Source organism: Paenibacillus sp. LRG-1 (assembly GCF_057220305.1).
This window is the reverse complement of record NZ_CM170126.1, coordinates 2,967,584-2,991,291: the sequence shown is the minus strand read 5'-3', so window position 1 is coordinate 2,991,291 and position 23,708 is coordinate 2,967,584. Positions and strand designations below refer to the sequence as shown.

Below are 23,708 nucleotides of genomic sequence, written 5' to 3'. Positions count from 1 at the left end.
TAAAGATAACTCTGGTTCACCCATTAAACGTCACAAAAAATCATCAACCAATGTGGAATAATTTTTAAGTTGAGAAAGCCTATTTCTAAGCCACAAAAGACATGTAGGTGTCGGGCCATTTTCTTCACATTCTGTGCAATGGCCGTCATCAACGCCTGCCTTTTATAAGCTCAATGATTGTCATTGTATAATCAGCATAATTTCAAATAGGCATTCCCTGTTATTTAGGGTTTGCAATATAAAAAGTAATCTTGTATCATTTTCAGTGAATGAACGATCACTAACTTAAATAAAAGGAGAAATATCTTATGAATGAAATGGATACAAGCCGTACACTGCGTTTGTTATTCCCTCAATGGCAAGGAGGGAACAACCCTCCTTACGTTCTGGGAGCTCACTTGTTAAACTGGCTTGCTCCCAAGTCTAATGGTCCTTTTGAAGAAGTACCCGTCGATCTGAACCCTAATGTAGAAAAAGAACAAGGTATAATTTCCAAAAGTACCGTATTGCAACAAGCTAGATCAGCCAAAAGTCTAATTCATAAACATAACCCTGAACGTATCGTTGTCCTTGGAGGGGATTGCAGTGTAGAACTTGCTCCTTTTTCTTATTTGAATGAGAAATATGATGGAGATGTTGCTCTGTTATGGGTAGATGCTCACCCTGATGTCTCGATCCCTGAAGACTTTGAAAATCATCATGCTCATGTTCTTGCCAATTTGCTTGGGGTAGGTGATCAGGAATTTGTTGCAGAGGTGCCCCATCTTTTTAAACCTGAACAAATCCTATATGTAGGATTGAACGACATGATCGATGCTCTTCACTCAGAGCCCATGAAAAACATGAAATTAGATATTGTAGGTCCCGATGAAATTAAGCAGGATAGTTCTAAAGTGCTCCAATGGCTAGCTGAGAAAAAACCGTCCAAGATTATTATTCATTTTGATCTGGATGTTCTGGATATGAAAGAATTCCGTTCTCTTCTCGTTGCTTATCCGGGAACATACGAAGAATACACCAAGAGCTTCCCACAAGGATCAAGTATGGAAACCATTATCCGAGTTTTGCAAGATGTAGCCAAATCCTATGATGTAGTCGGTCTAGGGATCACTGAACATTTCCCTTGGGACTCTTATTTCTTGGCGAACATGCTGTCTCGTTTACCTCTGCTTGGAGATATTGATAATAAAGAGCGTCCAGTCTTTAATACACTTTAATCCAAATGCAGACTATGGTAATGTACATGGTATGATGGATGTACATTATTTCGCGAAACAAGGAGGTTGCAGGGATAAGAGCCAAGAAGGTATCCCTGTACATTTGAAGTACAATGAATAACTCTGAACCGCCTAAATCGAAACGAATGAAACAAAAAGACGATAGCAGACGCTTGCTCATCGAGGCTGCTGTTCGATGTTTTTCACGCAATGGATTTCACAAAACAGGCATTGTCGAAATTGCAAAAGAAGCAGGAATGAGTGCAGGGAATCTGTACCGCCACTTTCCAAGTAAAGATGCATTTATTATTGCACTGGTGGAAGAAGAACAGCGCCATGCCTTGGCCAAAATGGAATTTAAAGAAACCGAAAAAGATCCTCTCGGACAGATTCTGACGATTATAACTAGTTGTGTCAGTAATCCCGTATATCCTATGGACCAGAGATTATGGATCGAAATTTTGGCTGAAGCTTCACGCAATAAGGGCGTGCGACATGTCTTCAATCAAAGTGATATCATCATGCGTGAATCATTCAAAAATCTGCTTACAAGTGCTATTCATGAAAAACAAGTAGATCCAGATTATGATGTGGAGACCCTTTCTCTTTGGTTGTATGCGCTGATTGACGGCCTTATTGCACGTACAGCCACTGACGAACATTTCAGTTTTGATCACCATATGAGTCAATTCAATCAACTGATTCGCCAAGCTTTAAAACCCAAAGAGCTCCAATAAAATAAACAGCGGTAGCTATGGACGAGAAAATAAAGTCCTAGACTGCCGCTGTTTTACGATTACTTTAATGGCGCCTCCGTCAGCTGTTTTTTGGCGTACAATAACCATCCTCGCAAACATTGCCTGATTCTTGGTTTAGAGTCGTATCTAACGTCATCAGCGGATGTTCCTCGTCCCATACTTTTTGCAGCGTCTCCAGAAACACTTCACTTGATTGTGCGCCTGAAATCGCATATTTGCGGTTGATGACAAAGAAAGGTACACCTGTAGCTCCAAGGCTGCTTGCTTCACGCCCATCTGCACGAACTTCATCCACATATTGCGTGCTTTCCAGCACGTTGAGCGTTTTCTCGCGATCCATACCAGCTTCCGCCGCTATGTCAGCCAGTGTGTCCGCGTCACCGATATGCTTGGAATCTGTGAAATATGCTTTATACAGAAGCTCCAACACTTCCGCACTCTTGCCATAGGTACCCGCAAACTTGATCAATCGATGCGCATCGAGCGAATGAGTAGGGATTATTCGGTCAAATTGAAAATCCACTCCATCACCCTTCGCTTGTTGGGCAAATTGTTTATGCATGGCCTTGGCTTCTTCTCTGCTGCCACCATGCTTTGAAACATACAAGTCGTGTACATCGTAAGCTGGGTATTTCTCGGCATAAGGATCTAGCTGGAAGCTCCGGTACTCCACATTCACTTTATCTTTGGATGCAAACAGCCCCAGCCCGTCCTCGAAACGCTGTTTTCCGATATAACAAAATGGGCAGCCAATATCCGACCAAATCTCTACTTTCATTTCGTTCCTCTCCCTTCACTTGATAAACAGATCGAATCCTTTCTCAACTGTTGTATACAATCGGCATTTGATGAATTAAGGATGGCTCGGAAGCTGCATGATACATAAATTTAGCGATATTTTCTCGGGATACCCCCATTTTGGCTGGCTGATCGCCTAGCGAGTAAGCATAATGAACGTTTTCCTTATGCCTTACATTTGGATTAATAATCCGAACTACTGTCCAGTCTAAAGAAGATCGCTTGATGATTTCCTCAAGCTTTTTCATTTCGTAATAACCATTCGGAAACATCACCTTGGCCATAATTCCCGGTACAATTGTGGCAATCGAATTCCGATCCTTATCAGATTTCAAGGTTGGAGTAGCAAGTGTAATGAGTCGTTTCTTATTTAACTTTCTCATCGCATTTACAATAACCTCATGACCATCCGCAACAGGGGTACCTTTTAATTTTCTGGACGTATCAAGTGCGGGTCCCAATGTGCTAATGACGACATCGGCATTCGACAGTGCTTGTTCCACCAAGTCTTGATTAGATAATTGACCCTCGACAACATTTAGCTTCTCATGTTTCTGTCCAATTTTCCCCGCATTTCTAGCATAAAGGGTAACGTTATCCCCGTTTTGAATTGCTACCTCAGTCAAAATTTTCCCAATTGCACCACTACCACCAAAAAGCGTTATGTTCATTAGTCGATCACCTCGATATTTTATTGTTAGATTGCTCTTTTGACCCAATGAACATTTGGTTACAGCAAAACTTTATCGAACTTTTGTTGAATATATAACGTCCGTTGGTTATTATTATATGGATTATGTTGATTTCTTCAATCGCTAAAAAAGTGATTTTTGTTTTATATTCAACGGATTCGAATAATTTGTTAAATATCTTCTGGAGGCTATACATTATGGGAGTTAAAATCGATCGTAGAATCCTAAAAACAAAGGCAGCCATATTTAATGCATTTATAGGTTTGATCTCGGAGAAGGATTTTGAAGAAATAACTATTAATGAGATTGCGGATCGAGCGAATGTTAACAGGGGAACCATTTATTTTCACTACACCGATAAATACGATCTTCTTAACAAATGCATCGATGAGCATTTGAGCAGAATGATCTCCGTTTGCATCTCAACCGATCCAAATCAGGAAAAGGTTGATTTTATTCATTCTTTGTTACCTGTTTTTCAATACTTTGAGCAGAACCATACGTTTTTCGCTTCCATGCTTTCGAATAAAGGAATCCCTGCATTTCGGGAGCATATGTTAGAGATCGTGACGGGGAACATAAAAGACCAAGTCAATATGGAGGACCTTAATAAGGGGTATGACAAGCTATTGATAACGCAATTTATGGCCTTTGCATTCATTGGGGTAATCGAATGGTGGATTATAAATAACATGCCACATTCACCGAAATACATGGCCGAACAGGTATGGGGATTGTTTAAAAGGAATCAGGTGTACCCTTCATAAGCGAGATAACCCGTTCTTTAACTTAAAGATTAGCGAAAACAAGTTATTTGAGAACATCATGTATTACACGATGTTCTCAACGAGTATGAAAATTGAGGTATCACAATTCTGCATAGTTACTAATCGTCCTTCTTCTCCCAAAGAATACTTTATTTTCCTTGAACACCTATATGCTTAATGAAATATGTTAGAGGACCCATGCCGAATCCTGAGCTTGGTGACCCTTTTCCTCAAATACTTTTTTGAAAATGGACTATCTTGATGCTTGGCGTTCATTTCTTATCTTTTGTCTATACATCCCTGGAGCCAAACCAAAATGTTTTCGGAATAGTTTAGATAGATGTGCTGTATCCTGATACCCCACATACTCAGCGATCCAGTTGATGGTGTGATCGCTATTTAGCAGCCAGTGTCGTACCTCCTGAAGTCTAATATGTGTAATGTATTCTTTAAACCCACAATCGGTCTTCTGCTTAAACCACTGACTGAAATAGACTGGATTCAAATGGACTTCAGAAGATACCTCCTCCAACGTTAATGATCTTCTAAAGTGACAGTTTATATAATGTAAAACGCGTTGCACCGCAGGTTCCCCAGCTGTATTGATAAGTCTATCCAAAAGATCAGGTATTTCTGTCATACTTAGAAGCCAATCCGTATCCCCGGGCAACTGATTCACAGTAATGACTTTAGCTCCTGCATAATTCCTTGTGATCAGCTCCTTCACTTCCATGAAATCATTCTCGTCTATTTGTATAAGAAGAACACCCATGAGTTCCTTCCCCCTTTTATGCTCGAAGTATACGAATAGTTTTATGGAATAAAACATAACGTGAAACAGTACACATTCCAAACAAAACTTGATTTGCACCATAAAACTCTAGATTAAGACACTATTAGGATGTTCATTTCCATTGCTATAATAACCATATGTTAAATAAACTAACTCGAGGAGGCTAAACCATAATGGAAAGTATAAAAGAGTTAAATGTATATCCTGAAAAAGGACATAGCATCATGTTTGTGTTCCGAAGAAAACCAGGGATGTCACTTGAAGAGTTTCGCTATCATTATGAATTCACTCATGGAGCTCTTGCTACCAAGCTTCCGGGGCTTATTTCTTATCGGCAGCATCCTACTCGAAAACCGGGGAAGGGAGATGGAGCCTACGTCCCCGACGAAGCACCCTATGATGCTGTTTCGTTATACATCTTCGAAAATGCAGCCGTAGCAGAGGCAGCTTGGGTTTCGCCGCAAGGTTTGTTAGTGGATGAAGATACACTAAAATTTATAGATACTGAGACCATGATTAGTTTGCCTGTTATCCCTCGGCAAGTCCTCTAAATTCATGTTCATAACATTAAATTTGAAACAGCCGAAACACCTCCATTCGTTATGGAACATGTTTCGGCTGTTTTACCTCTACTCTGTAATGATTTTTCCATTGGTAGCGATGACTTCTTTGTACCAATTGAAACTCTTCTTTCGTGTTCTCTCAAAAGTTCCCGATAAATCATCGTGACGATCGACATAAATGAAGCCATAACGTTTACGCATCTCTCCGGTGGAGTTGCTTACGATGTCTATGCATCCCCAACTAGTGTATCCCATGACCTCGACTCCATCTTGAATCGCTTCTGCGACTTGCACAAGATGCTCGCGGATATAATCAATCCGATAGGAATCCTCAACAATCCCCTTCTCATTCGGGACATCTATTGCGCCTAGGCCATTCTCGACAATAAACAAAGGTTTTTCATATCTGTCATAGAACTGATTTAACGTGTAGCGCAATCCCTTTGGATCGATTGACCAACCCCACTCGGAAGCTGAAAGGTACGGATTTTTAACCGCGCTCATAATATTGCCTCTGGATTGCTCATTAAGTTCAGGATCTGTCGTTGCACAGTAACTCATGTAATAGCTAAAAGAAATGAAATCGACCGTGTGTTTAAGTGTCTTCAGATCCTCTTCTGTGATATCGAGATCAATATTGGATTCTCTGAAATAACGCAGTATATACCCAGGATATTTACCTTTGACTTGCACATCTGCAAAGAAGAAATTCTCCCTGTCTTTACGCATGGCTTCCAACACATCCTCTGGTTTAGGTGTAAGAGGATACATTGGGCCACCCGCTATCATGCACCCGATCTGAGCATTGGGAATAATTTCATGACAAGCCTTCACTGCTAAAGCACTTGCAACGAATTGGTGATGGATAGCCTGATAAGTTACTTGCTCAGTTGCCTGATCAGGATAAATTCCTCCTGCAATAAAAGGACCATGAAGCATCATATTAATTTCGTTGAATGTCAGCCAATACTTTACTTTGTCCCCATACCGATCGAAAACAACTCTCGAAAAACGTTCAAAAAGAGTAATCACTTCTCGATTAGACCAGCCACCGTACTTATGGACGAGTCCAAGAGGCATTTCATAATGAGAAAGTGTAACTAATGGTTGAATTCCGTATTTGAGCAGTTCATCAAATAACCGATCATAAAATTCCAGACCTGCTTCGTTAGGAATGGCTTCATCTCCATTCGGAAAAATCCGGGTCCACGCTATAGAAGTTCTTAGTGTTCGGAACCCCATTTCTGCGAACAATGCGATATCCTCGGGGTAACGATGGTAAAAATCAATGGCCTGGTGTTTGAGATATTCACCATCAGGCTTATCCAGGATCTGACCGAATATTCCGTCCGACAACACATCTGAGACAGATAATCCCTTACCATCCTCCAGATATGCACCTTCGATCTGATTCGCAGCCACGGCTCCGCCCCAGAGAAAGTCAGGGGGGAATAAATCCCCCGACGTTTTAATTTCATTCACCGATTTTTTTGTAAAATCCATTGTTTTTCACCCTCCAAATTTTCTTTATCCGATTACCTTCATTAAAGGATCTTTTTCATCAATACTTCCGATTGATTCTGCATTAACATCGACATAGTCATTATAATTAGCTACAATAATAGGAGTTACCGTGTCATAGCCAGCTTTTTTAATCTGTTCTATGTCGAACTCAACCAACAGATCGCCAGCCTCAACATGTTGACCTACTTCAACGTGAGTCTCAAAATGTTGACCATTCAGTTTAACGGTATCTATGCCAATATGAATCAATATTTCTGCTCCACTGTCAGCCACAACAACAATGGCGTGTTTCTTCTTGAAAACAGTCGCGACCGTACCTTTCACAGGTGACACCGCTCTTCCTGTAGTGGGTCTAATTGCAATTCCTTTGCCCATCATACCAGCTGCAAAGGCAGGATCACTGACTTGCGAGAGTTCTACCACTTCTCCATGAATAGGACTAAGAATAGGTTGAACACGATCTGGATTATTAAATTGTACCGTTACGGGTGCTCTAGGATCACTCTCTATCGTCCCTGTAATTGTATTATTCGAAGAGACGGCTACAGCTTCTTTTCTCTCTGGAATATCTTCGAATCCAATAATGAGTGTCAGAACAAAACCAACAACAAAACTAACTGCACAGCCGATCAAGAAATACAGGAATGTGGAACCGAAGAAAAATGGTAACCCTGCAATCGGCCCGGTACCAATTCCCGTGGCACCAACTTTAAACCATCCCATTACTGCACTGCCCAGGCCTCCAGCAATGGCAGCTGCGATCAACGGTTTTTTTAACTTAACGGTTACACCGTAAAGAGCAGGTTCGGTAATCCCGATAATGGCATTCAGTGCTGCTGTTCCAGCTACAGCCTTGAATTCTTTGTTTTTGGTTTTCAAATATACCGCAAGAGTCGCCCCTGCCTGACCCGAATTGGCTGCAACTGCAATCCCCATTATATAGTCAACACCATACTTAGAAAGGGATTGGAACATGACTGGCAAGAACCCGTAATGCATACCTGTGATGACAATCAGCGGATAAAATCCTCCGAGAAGAAGCCCCGCTAGCCATCCATAGTTCATGTATAGTGAAATAAATCCGACGGCGATTCCATTTCCTATGAGTGTACCAGCAGGTCCAAGCGCAATAAGAATGATAGAAGAAACAATCAACAATGTAAGCAGTGGCAAAAAGATAGACTGAAGAACCTTAGGAATGATACGTTTTAAAACCTTTTCCACATAAGACATAAACCACACGCCCAGAATAATGGGTAATACAGACGATGCGTATATGACTGAAGTAATCGGGATGCCAACTAGGGTGACAGGTGATTCACCGTTCAAAAGAGCACCTAAGTTAGGATGAATCAAAACACCCGCAATCGCCCCAGCGACATATTGGTTAGCATTAAACTTTTTCGCCGTACTAAAAGCAAGAAGGATAGGCAAGAAATAAAAAGCCGCATCAGCGAATACAGATAGCAACTTATATGTGCTACTTTCCAAAGATACGAGTTCAAAAGATGAGAGTAATGTGATAATCCCTTTAAGTAATCCCGCCCCGATGATTGCTGGAATGATTGGAGCAAAAATACTTGAGATGACATTAAAGAAGGAATTGAGAATCCCTTTGAAGCCTTTCGAACCTGATGCAGAACTACTATCATCCGCAACTTGACGGTTACCCAGTAATTTTATAAATTCGCTGTGAACATCGGATACCTTATCCCCAACAATAATTTGAAATTGCCCCCCATTGACTGTCGCTCCCATAACACCCTGTATAGCCTGAATACCAGCTTTGTCTGCTTTCTCATTGTCTTTAAGGGTAAGACGCAATCGAGTTACACAGTGAGTTACATCTTTTACGTTTTCTTCTCCACCTAATAAAGGCAGTATTTCTCGTGCAATTTTCTGATTGCTCATGCTGATCCCCCCGGGATTTTAATGAAAAACGGAAACAAAAAAAGACCCAAATTCAACCAACTTACGCCCCGCGGTAGTCGTAAGTTCGTTAGAATTTAGGTCTTGCCTGCTCGAAGCAGTTACAATCCTACTTATCCTAAAGAATTATTCGGTTTGTGAATATGAACATAATTTAGCACGTACTTTGGAATCTGTCAACGCTTACATCAGGTGTAAAGATCTCAACTCCTGTTGACCACTCTTTCAATATGGATCGTCAAATAGAGTAATTCGTCCTTGTTTAAGAGATAATCATAGCTTAGCTTGATGTATTCTTTGATTTTCCAGGCACATTCATAAGATGGCTTATACTTTTCTTTCACAATATTTAGCAATTCCTCATCTTTACTTTCCGTCATAATTTTATTAAACATCCGCTGGGAAAAAAATTTGAGATGAGTTACGAATCTGAAATAGTTAAGCGATTCTTCATCCAAATCAATTCTGAATGTATATTGAACAATGTTTAGGATTTCCTTAATTAATCTTGTGATATTTGCCGCTTCAGGTACATTTTCGTTCATTTGAGCATTAACGATATGGAGGGCAATAAAGCCAGCCTCATCTTCAGGGAGTTCCACACCAAGACGCTCTTTAATTATGGACAGAGCTTCCATGCCGATTCCAAATTCCAATCTATAGAATCGTTTTATTTCCCAAAGGAGTGCATTATGAATATCTATCCCTTGTTGATGACGTTCGATTGTAAAATTAATATGATCGGGAAGCGAAATATATATACTTTCATTCAGTTTTCGATTCGTTTTCTGCATAGCATAGTTAATAATATCTTCTGTAAGCGACATAACCTCCAACGATATTTTGTTTAATAACGTCTTTAGTCTATCGGTAAGTTCCTTATTCTCAAGGCTAAATACTTTTTCAATTTTGGACTTATCAACGGTGTCGCCTTTTTTCTTTTGAAAAGCAATCCCTAAACCCATAATCACCAATTCCTTGTTGTCTTCATTCATCGCCGTGATCACATTATTGTTGATCACTCTTGAAATCAACATGAATATCCCCCCAATGTTCAAAAAGCATCAAAAAAAGACAAGTCTCCATTGATCACTACGCTTGTCTGAATTGTATGTGATTCTAACATTTTGCTCAAATGAACGTCAATTATCAAATTCAATGTAAGGCTGTGTAGCCATCAACATTTTTGTTGTGCTGCACTTACTACGGACATGATTTTTTTAGCTAAAATAAGACTTCTCAGACAAGTAAGAGACAATTAATAGGCGTCCTACAAACCATATGAACCATATGTTGCAACTTTCCATGCCACCTGGCGAGGATTACGCCAACGCCAGATTTTTCTACTAACCTTTACCACTCTTAATATCATCCTCTGAAAGTCATAGTTAGTTCGAGCGAGGCATCACGAGTATGGCCAGGGATGCTTTCCCACAGCCCTTACTTGGCGGTACTTCCACTCAGAGAAATTTTATATATAGCGAATCAGTGTGATTAATCTACAACACCTCCAAGATTATTCCCGATCTCTCTCATAAATAGGGTATTATCTTGAAGGTGTTTAAATTTTTCCAACACTATGCAATTGTCTGTTACTTTCTGTTAGTTTCCCCAAGTTTAACTCTTCTTTATAGATAGACTATAAAAAACATAGCTATAAGCCCTTTTTTATTTCAAGCTTAGTCCGATTTATAGTAAAAGCCAATTGCAAAATAAAAAATACGTTCCTAAATACCCTATATAATGTGTTTATATATATTTTGTATACTGTATATAGTATATAGTATATAGTATATAGTATATAAATTTAAAATAAGTCTAATCTGTCTGGATGTTTCTTGACCATTATTTAATTGCGTACAGCATCTCTTCCCAAGCTGTTATCCCCCTTGAAAAGTCACTTTTAAATTAGAAAACCTATTAATTTATCTCCTTCAAATCACCAATACTGCTCTTAGAAAATCTAAACATAAAAACATGCTCTACTAACACTACTTAGAAATTAATATCTCTTATTTAGGTGATACTACCTAATAGAGGTAATAGATATGGAATAACACATATTGGAGCACAATTTGCCTGAGCTAGGTCATACGGAAGGGTTAATTATCTGTATTAACTGCTAAGCCATTTCCTAAGCAGCCTTATGGATGAGATGCATTTTCAACTTGCAGTAATGGGGATTTTAAACGTGGCGAATTATTCTAACTTGGGAGACTGTATTGCCACCCCATATCCTATAAACATATAACCTTATAAAATCATGTTTTATTAATTTCCATGTTTGATCTTCATTTGATACACTCGAAATCACTTCTAAATATCGTTCTTTTTCTTTCCCGTTCTATCAGCTAGAGTATATTCAAGAAATGAAAACTTGATTTCTAACATATCGTATCTCTTATTAAGTTCAAAGAACTCAAGACCATCAATTATAATCTTCTCTCTCTTATGGAAATTATAATTGAGGATAATTGACCAGGGCATGCACGGACAGATTCTTACGCCTTTCACCACTGCAGAGCAATAGCCCTTATTCACTTTTAATGAGATTGCTCCGTGGTCGTCTTTCGAGTTCTGCTAACTTTCCAAGGATATGAAAACACCCGATACGGTTGTGAGCCGACCGGGTGTTACGTGTCCAGGCAGAAAAATGTTACTTTAATTGGTTTTGAGGACCAAGTTTCAGGTACGGATGCACGCAACCGGGCTGTAACCACTTCGTCGAATCAAGCCAATGCTTAACGAGTTCCGTCGTGAGATAATTAAAATTTGAATGATATCAATAGTTAACGTCTAAACATTCTCATTTCCCCAAATGCTTACTAGATCATTGATTTGAAGCGATACGACCCTTAGTTCTCCGCCAATGGCATAGAGTTCCAGCCCCCTGCTTTCCAAGTCCGGGAAAATCATGTCTGAAATGATTGTTTCTCCATGATTTCCGAAGACCTCGACACTTGACCAATCCACGTAAATACTCAGTTGTACCCGTCCATGCTCTGGCTTCATAGGGGCCTTGTGTATTGCTGTGAAATCGGAATGAAAATCAATGGCGCTCGACTTCGTCCGATCGAGGAACAACTCCCCATTCGAGATATTATATCCAATGATCGTCTCCTGATTAGAAGACTTCCGCACTTTGAACCCGAATTCCACGGCAGTGCTGATTTCAAATTCTGCAATAATTTCTGCCTTTGCAGCAGAGAAATCAGACAACACATTCATACCTGGCTTAATCGTCAAGTCTTGCAGAGACAAAATCGGTTTTCTTAGCTGACTTAATTCACTTATGGGTGCTTGGATTAAGTGAAGTCCCTCCGGATAAGTCCTAAGCTGTAGCTCACGGGGAATTGACATCTTGCCACGCCATTCCTCTGAAGGTAGCGTGGTACCATAACGCCAATTGTTCATCCAGCCGACCCAAATCTTTCGACCGTCCTCGTTTGGAATCCCATTCCAGGTCACGGCCGCGTAAAAGTCTGATCCGTAGTCTACCCATTTAATAGTATCGAAAGATTCCAACGTTCCATCCAGAGCAAATGCCTTACCGTCAAAGTTGCCTATGAAATACATCATGCCAGAACCACCTGCCGGTGGTTCCGGATCATCTGGATTCACACCATTTCTATCCCCGACACTTAGCATCAGAATCCACTTCGTGGTATTAGGATCCTCATCCACTTGGATTTGAAATATATCAGGACATTCAAATATCCCTCGGTGGATATGCGGAATGTCAGAACCGAATTCGCTTGCAAAAGACCATTCTTTCAGGTTTGGAGATGTGTAAAATTCTACACGTTCTCTTACGGCAAGGACCATTATCCACATCGACGATTCATCATGCCAAAACACCTTCGGATCACGAAAGTCTAGCGTTTCCATTGGGAATAAAACCGGGTTACCTTCATATTTTGTCCAGGTTCGACCTTTATCCCTGCTGTAAGCAATGCTTTGCACCTGCGGCTTGCCGGGCTGAGCCCTGTTGCCCTCATTCGTATAAATTGCAACCAATCCTGATCCTTCTTCGTTGAAAAATCCGCTTGTATTGTTCTTATCCACCACCGCACTTCCCGAGAAGATCGCTCCGTCCTCTCCAGGCGGAATTGCCGGTGAGAGTTCGTCCCAATGTATTAGATCCTTGCTTACCGCATGCCCCCAATGCATGCGGCCAAAGTCAGGCTGCGTATCATGGGGCGTATGCTGGTAGAACAGGTGGTACTCTCCTTCATAGTAAACCAAGCCGTTGGGATCGTTCATCCAATTTTTCTCAGGTGAATAGTGGAATTGAGGCCTGTATGTCTCCCTATAATAACTGTTTCGTGATCCTTTTCTGCTGCTACTGTCGCCCGTTAGGAACATGTCTTTAATGGTATCCACTCTCCTATTGATTGTTGATAAGGTGTTTAACAGCCCAACCACCTTTTATATATTTCAGCCTTGATCTTTAAGATATCGGTCGTAGCCTTTCTGCTTGATTTCCAGCCATTTGTCTAGTCCCAGTCTGGACAGCTCGGCCTTATATTCCGCCCATTCTTCTTCCACTTTGCCTGTTTTGATCCATTCTGCCCGTTTGCGGTTAACGTAAGCAAACAAATCGGTTTCCAGTGTGGAGATCTGCTTCTGATCCTCCAGCGAGAAGAAGACTTTCGGGAAATTATGGTCAGCCTTCATATAAGGAACGAGTCTTTTCTTTATGAGCTCGAGCCGCCCCACTGCATCGTCGGGCTTGGTCGTTACTTTTCCGTAATATTCGTCAAGAATTGCCAATGGACCACCGATATTCGTTTTTTGACGCAGCTCGACTGGCGCAGTTCCCTTAAGCGGAAGATGCTTCAGCATATGACTCGCTTCATCGTATTCAAAAATGTTCTGCTGAGTTTTGTCGCCGTAGGTGCCCCAGTTGTCCTGTACGGACTGGATGGGTTCATACAGTTGGTCAATCCATTTTGCTGTAAGCTCAAGATTTTTGTTGTCACTGGTAATCACCATTCTCCCCCGGTCAAAGCCGAGATTGTTCGTGCGGGTCACATTGACTTCACCGCTTGGCCCCGCGAGCGGATTCATCAATTCATATTTATCGTTGTCTCCTGAAATGTTCGCCTTATCCCATTGAAAATAGAGACCATATTTTTCATTCTGTCCTTTGGCCAGATACGTATTGTAATCCTGCTCGAATGACTCTTCGTCAATCAGGTTCAGCTTATACAGCTCATTAAGGTATTTGATTCCCTCTTTATAACCGTCCTGATCGGCAGTGAAGACCACTTCCCCCTCATTGGTCACTACAGTATGATCGCCGTTGTCCCCAAGACCGAATGATCCAAACAGAAAATTCAGGTCCTCATTGCCGTTATTGAGTATAAAGGACAGCGGGATTTCATCCGCCTGGCCATTTCCGTTAGGGTCGTCATTTTTAAATGCGAGCAGAACTTTTTTTAAATCCTCGGTGGTTTTTGGCATTTTAAGTCCCAGCTTTTTCAGCCACTCCACATTGATCCATGGCATGTCGTTTACAGAATGAATGCTCTCCTTCCCGGCCCCCAGCTCTTCAATCCAAGGAAAAGCATAAATATGCCCGTCCTGTGCAGTTATCATGGATTTGTACTCAGGTGCTTCCTTCAATACCTTCTGTAGATTCGGCATGTATTTATTAATCAAATCCTCCAGAGGGATAATGGTTCCATCCTGTCCGAGGTTCAACAAATCATAGTCGGAATAGCCGGCATCCAGTATGGCATCTGGAAGATCTCCACTGGCAACAGCCAGGTTTCTTTTTTCAATGAAGGAATCGGAGGTGAAGTTGGTAAAATCGATATGCACCCCTGTTTTTTCTTCCAGTCTTTTATAAATCAACTTTTCATTTGGATCGGAAGGTGCCAGCGGCGAGCTTTGAGTCATAAAATGCAAAGTAACTTTCTCTTTAAGCGGCAGAGTAACATTTTCCAGCTTGTAATCTTCGGATGCCGCGGAATTATTGCCTGAACCGCCACATCCGGCAAGCAGTGAAGTAGAAAGTACCAACACAGACAATGTTAGTAATGTTTTTTTCATCTCTATACCCCCGGTTTTTTATTTGATCGAACCTACCATGACACCCTTTTCGAAATACTTCTGGAAGAATGGATACATGACAATCAAAGGCAAACTTGATATGACAATGGCAGAGTACTTAATCATTTCAGACAATTTCTTAAGCTCCGCTTGTGCCATCGCATCGGCAATCATGCCGGGCTGAACCTGATTCTGTATCAAAATGGAGCGCAGTACCAGTTGAAGCGGAAACAGCTTCGGATCATCCAAATAAATCATGGCGTCGAAATAAGAATTCCACTGTCCGACAAAAGCGTATAAAGCTAGAACAAAAATAATAGGCTTGGAAAGCGGCAGAACGATTTTAAAGAAAATACTGAGCTCGGAAGCTCCGTCTATACTCGCCGCCTGGAACAGCTCTTTCGGAAGTCCCTGGAAATAAGTCTTTGCCAGAATAATATTGAATACGCTGATCGAGCCGGGCAGAATAATGGCCCAGACCGTATTCAACATGCCTAAATCCTTAATCACCAGATAGGTAGGAATCAGACCCCCACCGAAAAACATCGTTATCAGGAAAAAGATCATAATGGACCGTTTCCCTACCAACTCTTCAATCGCAAGCGGATAAGCCGCGAAGACGGAAAATAATACGGTTGCGAACGCAAAGGCTGCTGAATAAAAAATAGCATTAAAAAAACCGCGGATCATGGCACTGTTGCTTAGGATTTTGGCATATCCCGTGAGTGTCCAGTCTGATGATGTAATGGCAAACCCTTTGGTAATCAGGGTATTTGGAGTTAAAAAGGACGAAAGCACCACATAGACCAGCGGTAACAGAATAGCGAGAACAAACAAACCAAGTAGAATATAATTGATGATGAGCAGAATCCGGTCCTTCCCGGTGTAATGAATATCCATAAATACCTCCTTCTTTAATACAGCCCTTCTCCTTCGTTCAGCTTCTTGACGACGGTATTTACGAAAATCAACAGGAATACATTAATTACGGAATTGAACAACCCGATTGCCGTAGAATAAGCATAATCGCCGGATTGCAACCCCACCTTGTATACGTAAGTTGCGATGATTTCCGAGGTTGGTGTGTTCAGAGCCGTCTGCATCAGGTAAGCCTTTTCATAGCCGATCGACATAATACCTCCTGCAGCGAGAATGAACAGGACGGCCATGACGGGTTTAAGAGCTGGCAGATCAATGTGGAAGATTCTCTTCATCAATGAAGCGCCATCAATTGTTGCAGCGTCATGCAACTGCGGGTCCACATTGGCTAAGGTGGCCACATAAATGATAGAGGACCAGCCCGCTGTTTGCCATATACCGGACAAAATATATACCGTTCGGAAATAGGCGGGATCAGTCATAAAAGAAATCGGCTTGCCGGTGAAGGTTGTTACCAAAGCGTTCACTATTCCAGCTGGCGATAGAAAAACAAACAGCATACCGGCAACAACAACAACCGAGATGAAGTTAGGTGCGTATACAATAAGCTGAATATTCTTCTTGAGCTTCGCTCCTCTGATCAGATTTAGCATTAAGGCCAGAATAATCGGTACTGGGAAACCGAGAATAAGACCGTAAGCGCTTAATTTAAGCGTATTCATTAAAATGTCATAAAAATTTGGTGATGAAAGAAAGCGCTGAAAATGTTCAAATCCAACCCATTCGCTGCCCATGATTCCTTTTCTTGGGCTGAAATTTTTAAACGCAATGATCGAGCCGTACATGGGAATATACTTGAAAATGACGGTAAGAATTATGGACGGAAGCAGAAACAAATACAATATATAATTTCGAACCATGTAGCTTAACCAATGGTTTCTTTTTTTTGTTTCTGAAGCCTTTAGTCCCCTTTTTTGAACGATCGAATTCCCCAATGTTTTCCCTCCTACTGTTCACGGCTTGTTATACGACACAAAATATAAGCCATGTTATGTCACCTCTCTGACATAATTCACCAAGATGTTTTCAAATACTTGCTTGTAATATCCACACCTCCAACAGAACTATAATTTTACACATCCCCAAAATGAATGGGTTTACAATTTACATTTGAACACTTTTTACTCTTACAATTTAGCAGATGTATATTTAATTAGTCAATATGTTTCGGGTGGATAAATTCATTCAAAAAGCATATTTCAAGATAATTATAATGTTTTTAGCAAAAATACATCAAAAACACACGATATAAATAAACAAATGTAAATTTTTATTGTTCATTTGAATAAATTCATTGTTAAAAACATGAAAATACTATATATTTAGAAATATGGAGAATCTTAATTCGGAGAATAAGGTGAACAAAATGACGAGAAAGTCAAAGGTTACGATACAAGATATCGCTGATGCCTTGGGGATTTCTAGAAACACTGCATCCAAGGCGCTTAATGGAGTAGAGAATATTCCTGCCGTAACGAGGGACAAGGTGATCAAAAAGGCAGTGGAGCTTAAATACAAACAATTTTCTTATATGGAAACAGCCTCTGAAAAACAGGGCAATATCGCACTTTTGACCTGTAATCTTCCCAATAGTTCACACTTTGGATCGCTACTGATCAGCGGGCTGGAGAAGGAAATCAGCAACCAGGGCTATACATTATCCATTTACTTTGTCCGTGAGAACGATATCAATTCGATGACCCTGCCCGGCAATTTCGAACCTTCGAATGTGGCTGGCATCTTCTGCATCGAAATGTTCAGCAAGGAATACAGCAAGATGATCACAGATCTTTGCATCCCAACCATTTTTATTGATTGCGCTGCGGATATGATGTATCCAGAATTGAAGGCGGATCTGGTATTAATGGAAAATGAACACAGCACATACTGTGTTACCCGGAAATTAATTAATCATGGCTATGAAAGCTTCGGTTTTGTAGGCGATTACAATCACTGCAAAAGCTTCAATGAACGCTGGACCGGATTTAATAAGGCCTTAGCTGAAGCAGGAATCGCCGTAGATCCTGCTCATAGCATTGTAGCGCCTGACCGCAACTTCTTTATAGAGGAGAACTGGATGGAACAGCAGTTGGATGCCCTGAGGGAGTGTCCCTCCGTCTTTATTTGTGCCAATGATTTCATTGCCATCAGCGTGATCAAATCTTTGAAAAACAAAGGGATTAAAGTTCCGGAAGATGTTGCTGTCTGCGGGTTCGATGATGCTTCGGAATCCCGGGTTGTCGAGCCTCATCTTACAACCGTGCATATTTATAGTAGTCAGATGGGTATTATTTCAGCCGAAATGTTATTGTCCAGAATCAAAGACAATACCATGCCATACCGAGTGACTCATGTTGCAACGGATATCGTATACCGGGACTCGACCCCTGTTCTAAACTAAATCTACCTAGAGGTGAATCAAAGTGAAAAATGACAGAACGGTTCTTTGTGTGGGCGAGCTGCTCATTGATTTTTTCTGCACGGATATTGATGTTAATCTTGCCAAGGGTCAGCATTTCTCCAAGCAGGCCGGCGGCGCTCCGGCAAATGTAAGCGCAGCCGTAGCCAAGCTCGGAGGAAAAGCGTCATTCTTGGGGAAAGTCGGGGCTGATCCCTTTGGCATGTACCTGAAGCAAACTCTGGATGAGCAGCATGTGGATACGTCCATGCTCCTTTTTGATCCTGCAACGCCGACTACACTGGCCTTTGTTTCCCTTGCCGCTAACGGCGAACGGGATTTCGTGTTCAACCGCGGAGCTGACCGTCAACTGTCTCTGCAGGACATTGATAGAGAATGGACCCGGCAGGCTGCCATTCTGCATTTTGGCTCGGCAACGGCCTTGCTCGCCGATCCTTTCCGAGAAGCGTATTTGTCTTTATTAGATGGAGCGAAGGCCAATGGGCAATTCACCTCCTTTGATCCCAATTACCGGGGGGAGCTCTGGAAAGACAGGCAGGAGGAATTTATCATACTGTCCAGAAGAGGAATACACAATGCGGATTTGGTAAAGGTAAGCGAAGAGGAATTAAACATCATTACAGGGCTGGCTGACCGCGATGCTTCATTGGATCTTTTGCATGGGTTGGGAGCCAAGACGGTGGCAGTTACCTTGGGGAAAGAAGGAACCCTCATCTCAAGTGGTGCCTCCCATTCGTTAGTCGGCAGCATTGCTGTCAAATCGATCGACTCTACTGGTGCCGGAGATGCCTTCGTCGGAGCAATGCTGTATCAAATCAGCCAGTTGAGTCAGCCTAAGGCATTTACCTCTAACGCGAAGCAGCAGCAGGAATTTGTGACACTTGCCAATCAAGTTGGCGCCATCGTGTGCACTAAAGTTGGAGCGATTGCAGCCTTGCCGTCGTTGGAAGAAGTTAATCGTTTCGTAGCGCAAGGTTGAATCAAGGAACGTAAGAACTGCAAAGGTGTCCGACGATCTCTAAGGTCGCTGGACACCTTTTTATGTAGTCCGTCGTTCATTGGAAAGATGCTGCTGATCAGGGCACCTTCCAATGAATGACGAAAAGCTTGGTCGATGAAAATGAAAACTTTTATATCGCAAATGAAAGAAAAAATTATTCGCGAAGTACCAAAAATTGTGCAACCAAGCCTATACAAATAGAGTGGTTGCATTAAGTCAATTTACACTTAGCCTGATTATTTTCTGATTTTGCTGATGAAAAACGGATATTCAGGGAACACTTCAATCTCCAGTTCCGATACCAACATTACATACTTGGATTTCATCAAAAATGTCGAATGTCTTCTTATGTATTCTTCAACCCATATATAGAAGGTATCGTCTTCAATCATAACCGCTTCTGTAAATTCCCTGCTTAAGCTTGGATTTTATAAGGGTAGTTTTGATTGGAAACTTTGTGTCGATGTAAAAAAAGTTTGTGTCGCTGCTGCGCGGCGACACAAACTAAACTCATAGAGATACAAATGTCATTATTTAACCAACTTTAATCATTCATCTTTATGTTTTAGTTTCACTTTAACTTCATTAAAAAAAGCCGTTGTATCCCATACATTGAGACCAAAGTTTCCTTCTTTATAAGTTTGATCTTTTGTGTCGATAACTAATTTATTGTTCAAATAAACCTTAGTGATGTCGCCTTGCGCTTCTACTTTGAGATGATAATCTGTATTTGGCTGTAAATCCAGTTTTCCATCATTGTTATATGTCGCAATTTCATATCCGGTTCCATCAACAAATTTAATTAATTTTACAATATTATTTTTTATATCAACATTTGCTGCATACGAATTCTTTGCAGTTAAGTCAGAACGAAAAACCAATGAACCTGCTCCAATGGAGTTATCTATCAAATCTTTTTCAGAATTACCGGGGTGGGAATCTGTATCTGGCACGTTTATATTGGCTTCATATACAAAATTCCTGCCGGTCACTTTTGATACTATGAAAGCATCTCCCTTACTCTGTCCCTGTTTTCCATGAATGGTGTCCGCCCAGTTCCCGTTAACGATGGTCCAACCTGATAAGTTTGATTTAAAAGAAGAGTTCTTTTCTTTCCATACACTCTTTAGAGGATATAGGTCCAAAGATTTCAGCTTCACATTTCCGCCCTTACTATAAATTTTTAATCCTTTGCTTGCAGAATCCGCGAATATCTGATCGGTAATCACGGTCGTACCATCATTACCGAACACCTCTACAGCTGATCTATCAACAATTACCTGCAATTTAACCGTGCCGTTTTTTGCCTGTAATGGTCCCTCATGCTTGGCAACTACACTACTTCCGTAATCGAAATCTCCTGAATGAGTCCGGTCTACAAATAATTGTTCGTTGTAGACATCGTAACCGACAGTAGTATATTGCTCACCTCCTTCACGGATCTTGAAGCCAACTTCTGTTGCCTTAGTATCCGATACATCAAACAAAGCGATCAGTTCAAATGTATCTTCTGATAAATTAGAAAGAAGATGGCTGTTACCCGATATCATTTTATTGGTATACGATATACGATCCCCTCTGTCACGAATGCTTTTTAGCGAAATAGGGGTTTGTTTTAAACGTAGACCCTTTGTGGTTTGAGTGAGCTCCATCTTCCGCGGCAGTGTTGTTGAACTTCTCCACGTTGAGGTGGGTGTATCGTTGGCATACTTCCAATTACTCATCCAGCCGAGCCAATATTTCTCACCCTTCTTCCCTTCTACTCCACTCCAATCCACAGCAGCATAAAAATCAGCGCCATAGTCAGTCCATAACACTTTATCGGAAGTATTTTCATTTTTAAACGTTTTACCGTCAAAGCTGCCTACAAAATACTGCATGCCCGATCCGCCTGCCGGAGCACCATCATTTATACTTACCTGTAGGACCCACTTTCTTTTTGAAGGATCGCCATCAACCGGCAATTCGACTAACGTAGGACATTCCCATACTCCTCCGATGCTGCCGTTTGTGGAAGGAATCCACTGTCCAGAAACAGCGGACCAATCTGTGAGGAGACCGCTTTGTTTCATATCTGTTTTCTCCGGCTCTTTTGCAACCTGGTCAACTTTATCCGATATGGTCCCTTCATTATAAACATTAACATCATCAACATTTATATGACCGTAACCATCTTTGGCATGGTCTACTACCTTGATATATAATACTTCACCAATATATTTGGACGCGTCCCATACGTATTTTGAATATTTTTCTTCATTAAATTTTATATTGGCCTGGCGGATCAATTCTTGATCGTCGGCTGCTCTGACCAATGATACATAGGTATTGTCGCCATCATCGCCTGCTCCTAGTAACAGATTGATTTCTCCGGATCCGCTTAATTTAAAATAGGAGGAATGCAGTTCACCCGTTGCTTCATCTCCCTCGTGAAGCTTGGAATATCCCCACAAGTGATAATTCCCCTCATGTCCGAAGGGTCCACCCCAATAAGTCGCTTCACTGGATACATGATCATTCGAAAAAGTATCACCCTGGGTCACCGTCCATCCGGTTAAATCGCCTGTTTCAAAATCATGATTGATGATTTCTTTCTCATCGGTCATGATATTTCTACCCAGTTGAACATCCTGAAATATCGCAGAAGAGTGCAAAAGATGTAATCCAAAATGGCCGGACAGGAAGGTTGCATCATCGATATCATGAATGAGATTTCCGTCCAGATACATCTTTATATTTGTTCCAAATGTGCTCACTTTTAAATCATGGCTTTGATAAGTATCCAGCGTTACTGTGGTTTCAGCCAGAACCGTTTTATTCCCGTCTTCCATTTTCACAATTTTCACTTTATCGTTTAAAGCATCGATACTCGCCATATATCCATTTTTCGCATCAGCATCCGTCCGGAAAACAAGTGATCCTGTTTCATCTCCTCCCTCTGACAAATCTATAATCGCATTATATATAAAGTTGTCCCCAGTCTTACCACTTATGATAAAAGCATCATCTGCAGATGTACCGCTTTTCCCCTCCATGGTATCTTCCCACCGGCCGGTTACAGCTGTCCAATTAGATAGATTGGTTGCAAAGTTAGAGGTGTTCTTGAAATTCACATTTCGGAAGGAAGCTGTTGAATTCCAGGCGGTCAGACCGTAATAACCATAATCAAATTCAGTATCCGTTTCTTTAATTACAGACTGATTATCTATAAACACCTGAATGTCATGACCATATACGTCTACCTGCACGTTGTAAGTTGATGAGGTTCCCAGGGTTAAAGACTTGCTAGCAATTTCTGTATTCGATCCATCGACATTCTTATTTAAAGTAACGACATCATTTTTGGCATCCAGGCTGACGACATAACCGTTTTTCGCATTCTTGTCAGCACGAAAAACCAGACCTCCTGAGCCTTCCCTGCCATTCTTTTTATTAAGGGTAATATCTCCCTCATAGGTGAATGAACCGCCTTCCTGTGAAGACATAGCGTACGAAGTGGTATCCACACTGTTGGCCTGTATTCCGTTATCTTCACCAAATTCGCTTGCATAGGTCCACTGTTTTAAATTGGGGGAAGTATACAACATTACTTTATTCGCTGCGGCCAAAGACATCACCCATTGTCTGGAGTCTTCATGCCAGAATACTTTAGGGTCTCGCCAATCCGATATCGGGGGATCCGGCATTACCGGATTTCCTTCATACTTGGTCCAGGTTCTGCCTCTATCTAAGCTGTACGCAATGCTTTGAACCTGGCCGTTATCCCCGGAATGAGTGAAGATCGCAACCATCGCTTCTTTTCCGAACCCTGCTGTATTGTTCCAATCGATCACAGCACTTCCCGAGAAAATCTGACCGTTTTCATCTGGATATAACGCAATCGGTAAATGTTTCCAATGAATAAGGTCTTTGCTCACCGCATGCCCCCAATGCATCGGTCCCCATTTCGTCCCATAAGGATGATACTGGTAAAAAAGATGATATTCACCCTTATAATAAACCATTCCATTCGGGTCGTTCATCCAGTTAGCCTCAGGCGAAAAATGAATCTGATTACGGTAAGTTTCATCGTAATAACCAAGATCCGCTGCAAAGGCGGGAGTTAACGGTAAACTAAATACCATAAAGCAAATAAGCAGCATACTTAACTTCCTCTTCACCATCGTTCACATCCTATTTTAATATTTTGAACACCTAGTGTTATTCTTAATACCACAAATAAAGCGTTTACATTTATCTCTATAACTCAATA

17 protein-coding genes are annotated in these 23,708 nt (G+C 41.3%); 6 read left to right on the top strand and 11 right to left on the bottom strand.

Going from position 1 to position 23,708, the window contains the following annotated elements:
- Positions 1–308: 308 nt before the first annotated feature.
- Both ACUUJN_RS13115 and ACUUJN_RS13110 read left to right on the top strand, forming a co-directional pair.
- Positions 309–1,217 (top strand): arginase family protein, encoded by a 909-nt coding sequence (locus ACUUJN_RS13115; RefSeq protein WP_075154216.1) that lies wholly within the window; start codon positions 309–311, stop codon positions 1,215–1,217.
- A 113-nt stretch (positions 1,218–1,330) separates the two neighbouring features.
- Complete coding sequence (locus ACUUJN_RS13110; RefSeq protein WP_028541249.1) at positions 1,331–1,954, top strand: TetR family transcriptional regulator; 624 nt, start codon at positions 1,331–1,333, stop codon at positions 1,952–1,954.
- Between the two features lie 79 nt (positions 1,955–2,033).
- Here the strand turns inward: ACUUJN_RS13110 and ACUUJN_RS13105 are convergent, their stop codons facing one another.
- Positions 2,034–2,753, bottom strand: coding sequence for a DsbA family oxidoreductase (locus ACUUJN_RS13105; RefSeq protein WP_028541250.1), 720 nt, complete (start codon positions 2,751–2,753; stop codon positions 2,034–2,036).
- Positions 2,754–2,796: 43 nt separating this feature from the next.
- Positions 2,797–3,444: an NAD(P)-dependent oxidoreductase gene (locus tag ACUUJN_RS13100; RefSeq protein WP_028541251.1), complete on the bottom strand. Its 648-nt coding sequence runs from the start codon at positions 3,442–3,444 to the stop codon at positions 2,797–2,799.
- Between the two features lie 218 nt (positions 3,445–3,662).
- Between ACUUJN_RS13100 and ACUUJN_RS13095 the strand changes: the two genes are divergently transcribed.
- Positions 3,663–4,232: a TetR/AcrR family transcriptional regulator gene (locus ACUUJN_RS13095; RefSeq protein WP_177235816.1), complete on the top strand. Its 570-nt coding sequence runs from the start codon at positions 3,663–3,665 to the stop codon at positions 4,230–4,232.
- A gap of 253 nt (positions 4,233–4,485) precedes the next feature.
- On the opposite strand, the gene ACUUJN_RS13090 is transcribed toward ACUUJN_RS13095, so the two are convergent.
- Positions 4,486–5,004 (bottom strand): helix-turn-helix transcriptional regulator, encoded by a 519-nt coding sequence (locus tag ACUUJN_RS13090; RefSeq protein WP_023988681.1) that lies wholly within the window; start codon positions 5,002–5,004, stop codon positions 4,486–4,488.
- 194 nt (positions 5,005–5,198) lie between these two features.
- Between ACUUJN_RS13090 and ACUUJN_RS13085 the strand changes: the two genes are divergently transcribed.
- A complete protein-coding gene (locus ACUUJN_RS13085; RefSeq protein ID WP_023988680.1) occupies positions 5,199–5,576 on the top strand; it encodes an EthD domain-containing protein in 378 nt (125 codons plus the stop codon).
- A gap of 78 nt (positions 5,577–5,654) precedes the next feature.
- Here the strand turns inward: ACUUJN_RS13085 and ACUUJN_RS13080 are convergent, their stop codons facing one another.
- The 7 genes from ACUUJN_RS13080 to ACUUJN_RS13050 all read right to left on the bottom strand — a co-directional run bounded on the left by ACUUJN_RS13080 (position 5,655) and on the right by ACUUJN_RS13050 (position 16,897).
- Entirely contained in the window at positions 5,655–7,091 is a 1,437-nt protein-coding gene (locus ACUUJN_RS13080; protein WP_484669715.1) for a glycoside hydrolase family 1 protein, read from the bottom strand.
- A gap of 24 nt (positions 7,092–7,115) precedes the next feature.
- Complete coding sequence (locus ACUUJN_RS13075; protein WP_053325476.1) at positions 7,116–9,023, bottom strand: beta-glucoside-specific PTS transporter subunit IIABC; 1,908 nt, start codon at positions 9,021–9,023, stop codon at positions 7,116–7,118.
- A 221-nt stretch (positions 9,024–9,244) separates the two neighbouring features.
- On the bottom strand, positions 9,245–10,078 hold the full coding sequence (gene licT, locus ACUUJN_RS13070) for a BglG family transcription antiterminator LicT (RefSeq protein WP_023988677.1): 834 nt from the start codon (positions 10,076–10,078) through the stop codon (positions 9,245–9,247).
- A gap of 1,759 nt (positions 10,079–11,837) precedes the next feature.
- Positions 11,838–13,406, bottom strand: a complete 1,569-nt coding sequence (locus ACUUJN_RS13065; protein ID WP_279834118.1) for a glycoside hydrolase family 32 protein — start codon at positions 13,404–13,406, stop codon at positions 11,838–11,840.
- Positions 13,407–13,478: 72 nt separating this feature from the next.
- On the bottom strand, positions 13,479–15,098 hold the full coding sequence (locus ACUUJN_RS13060) for an ABC transporter substrate-binding protein (protein ID WP_484669714.1): 1,620 nt from the start codon (positions 15,096–15,098) through the stop codon (positions 13,479–13,481).
- An 18-nt stretch (positions 15,099–15,116) separates the two neighbouring features.
- Complete coding sequence (locus ACUUJN_RS13055; protein ID WP_013309484.1) at positions 15,117–15,998, bottom strand: carbohydrate ABC transporter permease; 882 nt, start codon at positions 15,996–15,998, stop codon at positions 15,117–15,119.
- Positions 15,999–16,012: 14 nt separating this feature from the next.
- Complete coding sequence (locus ACUUJN_RS13050) at positions 16,013–16,897, bottom strand: ABC transporter permease (protein WP_245248700.1); 885 nt, start codon at positions 16,895–16,897, stop codon at positions 16,013–16,015.
- 506 nt (positions 16,898–17,403) lie between these two features.
- Between ACUUJN_RS13050 and ACUUJN_RS13045 the strand changes: the two genes are divergently transcribed.
- Both ACUUJN_RS13045 and ACUUJN_RS13040 read left to right on the top strand, forming a co-directional pair.
- The gene (locus tag ACUUJN_RS13045) at positions 17,404–18,438 is read left to right on the top strand and encodes a LacI family DNA-binding transcriptional regulator (protein WP_254349223.1); all 1,035 of its coding nucleotides are present in this window, start codon (positions 17,404–17,406) and stop codon (positions 18,436–18,438) included.
- A 22-nt stretch (positions 18,439–18,460) separates the two neighbouring features.
- Entirely contained in the window at positions 18,461–19,435 is a 975-nt protein-coding gene (locus ACUUJN_RS13040; protein ID WP_484669713.1) for a carbohydrate kinase family protein, read from the top strand.
- Positions 19,436–20,004: 569 nt separating this feature from the next.
- Here ACUUJN_RS13040 and ACUUJN_RS13035 read toward each other — a convergent pair.
- Positions 20,005–23,619, bottom strand: coding sequence for a GH32 C-terminal domain-containing protein (locus ACUUJN_RS13035; RefSeq protein ID WP_484669712.1), 3,615 nt, complete (start codon positions 23,617–23,619; stop codon positions 20,005–20,007).
- Positions 23,620–23,708: the final 89 nt, after the last annotated feature.